We start from the raw sequence: 982 nt of genomic DNA, 5'->3' as shown, positions 1-982 counted from the left end.
CTAGACGAGTAGTTCCGATGTGGCTCAGTGGTCGTAGGCGGTCAGTGAGCGGGTGATGGGTGCGCCGATGGTGCGGTTGTGCCAGATCGCGCAGGTCATCGCCAGGATCCGCTGGGCCACTCGGACGCCGACACCTTCGATGGTGCGGCCGCCGTGCTGTTCCAGGTCGAGCTGGCCCTTGAGGGTGTCGTTCACCGACTCGATCAGCTGTCGCACTGTTTTGAGCAGGGATTCTCCCGGCCGCGGGGTACCGCGATTGCGGTATGAGGGCCGCAGCAACTGGATGTTGCGGGCGGCGAGGAAGCGGTCAAGTTCGGCGGCGATGTAACCCTTGTCCGCCAGGATCAACAGGCCGGGCCGGGCAGCGGTGAGCCCGGGCTCGAAGTCCAGCAGGGCGGCCAGCACCTGCCGTTCGTCGATCTTCGGGTCGGCCAGGGCCCAGGTGACGGGCAGCCCGGCCGGTGTGCACACCAGGTGCAGTTTCAGGCCCCAGTAGAAACGGGAGTGTGAGCGGCAGTAGCCGTAGCCGGCCCAGCCGGCCAGATCGGAGCGCCGCACGGTTTCCCGGGAGCGGGCGCATTCGACGGGCGTGGAATCCACGATCCACACATCGTCCAGCCACAGGTCGGTGTCTGCCGCCAGCGACCGGATGGCACGTTTGACCAGCGGCAGAGCTGCCCGCAGGCGCTTGTTGTAAGCCGACCGTTGAGGCAGATACGGGAACATTCCGTGGAGATGGGCGTGGGCGAAGCGCAGCCAGCGTGCCTCGCAGTGATAGCCCAGCACGGCCTGGGCCACGGCCAGGGTCACCAGCTCGGCGTCGGTCAGCCGCGGCGGACGTCCACGCCACCGCGGGGTCTTCAAACGGTCGTCGACATGCACGTACAGTGCCGTCAAGAGGGTGTCTAAATCGGTCGTCACAACCCGATGTTGGACACCCTCCCCACGTCTGAGAACCCCGCAATCGGAACTACTCGTCTAG

The 982-nt window shown here is 66.2% G+C and carries 1 protein-coding gene; it reads right to left on the bottom strand.

Annotated features, from left to right (window positions below; translation table 11 throughout):
* Nucleotides 1-24: 24 nt before the first annotated feature.
* The gene (locus tag MQN93_RS43690) at nucleotides 25-921 is read right to left on the bottom strand and encodes an IS982 family transposase (protein WP_242713916.1); all 897 of its coding nucleotides are present in this window, start codon (nucleotides 919-921) and stop codon (nucleotides 25-27) included.
* Between the last annotated feature and the right edge of the window lie 61 nt (nucleotides 922-982).

It is taken from the genome of Streptomyces spinosisporus (assembly GCF_022698145.1).
GTDB classification, from domain to species: domain Bacteria; phylum Actinomycetota; class Actinomycetes; order Streptomycetales; family Streptomycetaceae; genus Streptomyces; species Streptomyces spinosisporus.
The sequence above is the reverse complement of the archived record's forward strand: the minus strand, read 5'-3'. Positions and strand labels throughout refer to the sequence as shown.